This window comes from Galbitalea sp. SE-J8 (assembly GCF_030345695.1).
Classification (GTDB): domain Bacteria; phylum Actinomycetota; class Actinomycetes; order Actinomycetales; family Microbacteriaceae; genus JAUASV01.
In genome coordinates, this window is sequence record NZ_JAUASV010000042.1 from 1 (window position 1) to 5,998 (window position 5,998).

General features: G+C 62.9%; 2 protein-coding genes and 1 pseudogene. 2 read left to right on the forward strand and 1 reads right to left on the reverse strand.

From position 1 onward, the window contains the following. Positions 1-11 precede the first annotated feature (11 nt). Positions 12-3,878 carry an RHS repeat domain-containing protein gene (locus QT381_RS15560; protein ID WP_289249944.1) on the forward strand — a complete coding sequence of 1,289 codons (3,867 nt, stop codon included), beginning with the start codon at positions 12-14 and terminating at the stop codon, positions 3,876-3,878. 546 nt (positions 3,879-4,424) lie between these two features. After that, positions 4,425-5,144: an RHS repeat-associated core domain-containing protein gene (locus QT381_RS15565; RefSeq protein WP_289249945.1), complete on the forward strand. Its 720-nt coding sequence runs from the start codon at positions 4,425-4,427 to the stop codon at positions 5,142-5,144. Positions 5,145-5,739: 595 nt separating this feature from the next. Here QT381_RS15565 and QT381_RS15570 read toward each other — a convergent pair. Further along, positions 5,740-5,877 (reverse strand): annotated as a pseudogene (locus QT381_RS15570) (transposase); the annotation flags it as partial. Between the last annotated feature and the right edge of the window lie 121 nt (positions 5,878-5,998).

A 5,998-nucleotide genomic window follows, 5' to 3' on the forward strand; every position in this document is an offset into this window, starting at 1 on the left:
ACGGCGCCGCCGTGGGCACCGCTGGTTTCGACGTGTATGACAACGTGTCCGTCGACGGCACCATGTACTTCGCCGACGACGAAGGCAACATCTACTCGTTCATGAAGCCTGTCATCGCACCGTGGGATGTCTACATAGCGGCCGATGATGACACGCGCGCGTTGAACGCGAAGCTGCGCATGATCGATGCGACGACGATGTCGCTGACGACCGACGACGCGGTGGTCACCACCTGGGTGAAGACCGGCAAGACCTGGGCGCCGACCGAGGTTCGCGAGCCCGGCAACGCCTCCGGCACGACCTTCACGCGGCTCGCGTCCGGCCGCATCTCGCGCATCCTCGCCCCCGTGCCCGATGGGGTGACCTGCGACGATCCCGCGACGAAGGGGTGCCGGTCGCTCATCATCCGTTGGGGCGCGAACAACACCGGCGATCGGGTCACGTCGATCGACTACCAGGCGTGGGACCCGGCGACGAGCTCGAGCACGGTCACGACGGTGGCCACCTACCAGTACACCGACGGGAGACTCACGTCCGTCACTGACCCTCGTTCCGGTCTCTCGACGTCGTACACCTGGAACACGGCCGAAGCGCAGTTCCCGAAGCTTGCGAGCGTCGAGTCGAGCGGTCGCGCGAAATGGGTGATCAACTACGCCACTAACCCGCAGACCTCCTGGGACGTGCGCACGGCGAGCATCGACCACCTCGACGCAGCCAGTGGCTCGACGTCGACGCGGGACACCAGCTTCGTGTACAACATCGACCCGAACCAGGGCGTGCCCGGGCTGCCGGACACTGTGACGAGCAGCAACGTCGCCCGGTGGGGGCAGCGTCGCGCGCCGGCCGTCGGTTTTGCGGTGTTCGGTCAAGACCAGAAGGTTGACGCGACGTTCGCCGCGGGGAGCGTGCCGTCTTCCGCGTGGGCCCACGCTTCGCTGCAGTACGCCGACGCACAGGGCTACACCGTCAACACGGCGAGCTACGTGGGCGCCCCAGCGAACAACGCCGACACGTATCCCGTCCACGGGTGGGCGATCACGTCGACGGACTACGACGAGCACAGCAACGTCACCCGTTCTCTCGATGAACGCGGGATGGCACTCGTGTTCGAGCAGTTGAAGCAGACCAGCGGATCGGTCGACGCCGGACCATACGCGACCATCAATCGCTACAACGCCGCGTCGACGGTCAACGATGTCGCCGTCCCCGAAGGCTCGTACCTCACCGACTCGTGGGCCCCGCAGAAGACCGCGTACGTGCACACCAATGCGAACGGCAGTGCGAACTCGGGTGGCATCACACGCCTCGTGCGGGTGCACACGCACTACGACTACGACCAGGGCGCCCCGAACAGCAAGATCAACCCCGCCACCGGACACCCCTTCGGCCTTCTGACGACCGTGCGGGTCGGCATCGCCGATCCGAGCATCGGCTCATCCTCGCCCGCGGACGCGATCCCCGCCGATCACGAGACGCTCAGCGCAACCTTCACCAGTTACGACAGCGCGGACCCCTCCGCGAGCTGGAAGCTCGGGCTCGCGACCGCCACTTCCCTCGACATGGGCTCACCCGCCACGACCACCGACTCGAGCACCGGCGCGCTCACGGGAGACTCCGACGACATCGTGCACCGCACCCGGTACGACGCCGCGGGTCGGGTGATCAAAGTCATTCAGCCGTTGTCGAACGGGAGCGACGAGGGCACCACCGAGACCGTCTACTACACGGCCGGCACGAACCCACAGGCGGCGGAGTGCGGCGGCCGGCCCGAGTGGGGCGGGATGCTGTGCGTAACCCGCCTCGCGGGAGCTCCCGTCAACGAGGATCTCCCCGATACGCAGGTCACGAGCTACAACAAGTATCTGCAAGCACTGACCGAGGTCGAGACCTCCGGCGCCGGTAGCGGGCTGGTCACTCGAACGACGACCACCACCTACCTGTCGGACGGTCGAACGAACACTGTCGCGGTCGACGCCACGACGCTCAGCAGCGCCGGAAACGTCAAGACCACGACCAGCGTCTACGAGGCGTCGTCGGGTGCTCTGCGTGGGGTGAGCACGACCACCTCCGGTGTGACCACATCTGAGCTGTCAACGTTCGACAAATGGGGGCGGACGGTCGGCTACACCAACTCGCTCGGCGACACCACGACCACGACCTATGTCGCGCCGAGCACGGGCGGCTACCAGGCCGGAGCCGGCCAGGTCGCGACGGTCACCGATCCGAAGAGCGTGACGACGTATACCTACGGTGGTGCGGATGCGAGTGGCGTGACGGAGTCACGGCCGTTGATGACGAAGAAGACGATCGCGATGACCGGTGGCGCGAGTTACACGTTCAGGGCCGCGTATGACGTCTTCGGCGCCCTCGTGAAGCAGATCGGGCCGAACGATGTCGGGCAGACCAACACCTACGACAGCCGCGGGCGACTGAGCGCAATGTCGTATTACTGGGACGTGACCGGCGCGAGCCCGCTCCTGCACGCCTGGACTCGAACGTATGACGCCGCCGATCGCACCATCGGCGAGTACGACATGACCACGATCCCGCAGCCGACGGATTATCCGACTCGGTGGTGGCGGTATGACCGGGCGGGGCGGTTGGATGAGATCGTGGATCGCAGCAGTGGCGCGTGTGTGATCCGTCAGTACTCGTTCGACAAGCAGGGCAACCGCACCTCGCTGACCAGCAGTGCGGCCCAGCCGGATGGGAACTGCTGGGGTGCGGCGACCACGACCACGTGGAGCTACGATCTGTCCTCGCGGGTGCGGACCGTGACCCGCGATGGCAGCACGGGCACGTACGGGTACGACGTCCTGGGCCGGGCGACGACGATTCCTGGCCTGGATGCCGCGTCGAGCGGCACACGGTCGATCGCGTACTTCGACAACGACCTGCCACGCACGGTGGTCGACACCTCCTTCACCCTGGACCCATCGATGCGGCGCGTGCAGGGCACGGATGGCACGGCGGAGCATTACGGCGACGGCACTGACAGTCCCTCCTGGGTCGTCAACACGGGCACGACGACCGTGTACGCGAGCGACATCGCCGGCGCTCTGAGCCTGCAGTACGACACCACGACCGCAGGCAGCACCGGCTATCTGCAGTTCGCGAACCCGCACGGCGACAACGTCACCCGCACCCAGCTGCCTGTCAGTGCCGCCGCCGACGCATCCACGGTGTCGGGGTTCGCGGTGTATGACGAGTTCGGACAAACCACCGGCACCACCGCATCCACCGGTGCTGTCACCTACGGATGGCTCGGCAGCAAACAACGCCAAACCACCACCGCCCCGTTCATCCTCATGGGCGCACGCCTCTACAACCCCCTCACCGGACGCTTCACCTCCCCCGACCCCATCCCCGGCGTCAACGAAAACACCTACGTCTACCCAGGCGACCCCATCAATCGATCCGACTCGTCGGGCATGTGGGATCTGCTCGACACACTCGACACGGCATCAGCGGTTCTCGGAGTAGCGGGAATGCTCGGCTGTGCCATTTGTGCCGGGGCTTCGGCGGCAATATCGTTGGGTACAGGCATCTACCGCCTTTCCCAGGGAGACGCGGACGGCTGGCTTGATCTGGCCGGGGCCGCAACTTTCGGGGTGGGCAAAGCGCTGAATGTTGGACTCAAGTTGACAAAGGCGACAAAAATTGCGAAATCTGCTTCGAAAATCAATTCGTTAAAAATTCCGCCTAAAGTAAAAGTCAGAATGATGACGAACGCGAGAAAGCGAATTCGCATCCAACACCGCAAGACTCGTTCAGCGGTCATAGGTTCGTACGACGCTCTAGACACCGCGTATGGGGCCTACACTGCGACTACATTCGCCGTGGATCTAGATATTCGCCGCCAGCGGGGCGCGTTGTGAACAGGGGAAAGAGACTTCCCCCGACTCCGTGGCCCCTCCTTCTGGGTTGGCTGTGTGCGGCGGCGGTCGTGATCGAGCTCTTCTTGGCTCGGCAACCTGGATTGGCGCTTGGGTTCGCTGCTGTCACGGCGCTATTCAGTTGGTTCTCTCCTTACGTGGCGACCCGTCGACCTTCTCGCCTTCGGCCGCGCGTCTTGAAGAAGCGCGCGCGGTTGGACTTGCCGACCCGTGAAGAGGTTGACGACTCGGCGCCACTCATCGGCATAGTCCGCCACCAATCTCAAACGTTTCTGGTTCATCCCGTGCCCTATCGGGAAGATGCATGGAAGTTTCTGGGGGTCGCGTACTACGAGAGACCTCTGTTCACGCAAAAGCCGATTGGATACTTGGCAGATGAGATAGGGCGCGCGGCAAAATATATCCCTCAGGGCCGCGACGCAAACGTGCTGTGGTCTCGCTACTTCCGTAGCCAAGAGCGGCGGATGAGCGACGATGCATCCGAGTAGTTCGTTAATCGAGAGCAGCCGGGAGGTGAAGCCACCGGCCATGGCTCCGGGCCGCGCGGTCGACCGCTGTCAACCTTCTCAAGATATAGGGTCGCGCGTTTGGTCTGGGTTCGCGATCCACGACGAGTTCGGGCAGGCCACCGGCACCACCGCATCCACCGGTGCTGTCACCTACGGATGGCTCGGCAGCAAACAACGCCAAACCATCACCGCCCCGTTCATCCTCATGGGCGCACGCCTCTACAACCCCCTCACCGGACGCTTCACCTCCCCCGACCCCATCCCCGGCGGCAACGAAAACGCGTACGTCTACCCAACCGACCCCATCAACCAGGACGATCTGACGGGGCAATGTAGCCGAGTGAAAATGTCCGTAGGCTGCTCACGTCATCCTGACACATCGAAGTACAACGACTGGCAGACCGGACGAGCCGAAGTAGCACTGTTGTTTGCCTTGGCACTTCCGGTAGTTACGGACGGAGCCGCCGTCGCTCTCGAGCGGACGATCGGCGAAGCGGCGTTCGATTCTGAAGCACTGGGAGCGGACAGTGAACTGTTTGGAAACTATTCTTTCAAGACGCTTCATCGGCCTGCGGGTGGCGGAAGGTTCAACCGCGTTTCCCGGGACCCAAGGCTAGGTTGGACGCAGCACAACGGACAGTCATATTTTTCAATTCGATGGTCAAGAATTTCCGTCAACAATGGGCATTTCAGAATCATTCGAGGCAGAGTGATCTACTCGAAGGGGAAGCGTAAGTGATTGACGACTATATCCCAATTGATGTTAGTCAAATTGTCAGTGCGCATCTCCTGGAGAAGTGGCCGTCGGTAACTATTCGCAGGTTCGTTGCGGAGCCCCCCAGTATAGTAGACCTCGAAGTGAAATACCCGTCGCCGCGCGCGATGGGTTTAAAGATTCAAATAGATCTACTATCGGTAAGCATTCTCGTGAATCGGAAAACTGTGTTCGCGTCGGAGGGTGACCCCCAAGATGTGGGGGTCAGGCGAGCGCTGAAGACTATCGATGAAATCACGGAACATGGATGCTGTGAAGTGCGCTCGAAAGGCTGGCTCGGACTCTTATTCGTGAGCTACGTCGGCCCGGCATGCGCTCCCGAAGTCGTCGCCGCGAGGAAGAGCGGGCGGCGGGTCAGATTCATCGGTCGGCCCTGGAGTAGAGCAGCATGAATCGAAAATAGCCGCGTCGCGGGCTCGGCATTGTCATGAGTGCTCACTCTAAACTGTCGTATTCGCCGATGGTGCGATCGGCGGCGTCGAAGGTTCGAGTCCACGTGTGCAGGAGCGGGCGCGCGCCGGTCACGTCCCAGAAGTACGACAACCCGGTTCTTCTGACTTTAGGTGGGGGTGGTGGGGTCGAGGCCGCCGGCGATGAGGAGCATTCTGAGTCTGTAGTTGTCGTAGTTGGTGAAGCCGCGGGCGACGCGGCGGGCGAGTTCGATGAGGCCGTTCACGGCTTCGGTGCCGCCGTTGGACCTGGTTCGTGCCACATGGTCGTCGTTTTGGGCGTTTTGAGGGTGCGATGGTTGATTTTCCGGGCCTCGCGGTCGGGAAGTTGCGCACTAAGCGGTGCGCCTAGGGTGCCTTTGTGGGGTT